1 pseudogene is annotated in these 316 nt (G+C 35.4%); it reads left to right on the top strand.

Annotated features, from left to right (window positions below):
• Window positions 1–316: pseudogene (locus ACVCZW_RS00575) on the top strand (hypothetical protein); the annotation flags it as partial.

The following is a 316-nucleotide window of genomic DNA, read 5'->3' as shown; positions in this document are numbered from 1 at the left end:
AGACGGCATTACTACACAATTAGATTTATCTGCAATCATAGCAAACCTGGAAGCTTTAACAACATTAGTAGACAACAACGACGGAACATTAACTTACACCGATGAAGATGGAAATCCAACTATTTTAGATGTTGCTAACTTGGAAACACTTACTTCGATTGCTTTAAACACAGATAATACAAACATCGATTATACAGACGAAGATGGCGTTACTACACAATTAGATTTATCTGCAATCATAGCAAACCTGGAAGCTTTAACAACATTGGTGGATAATAATGACGGAACATTAACTTACACCGATGAAGATGGAAAC

The organism is Lacinutrix sp. MEBiC02595 (genome assembly GCF_053601555.1).
Note: the sequence above shows the minus strand (reverse complement) of the source record. Positions and strands in the feature narration are given on the sequence as shown.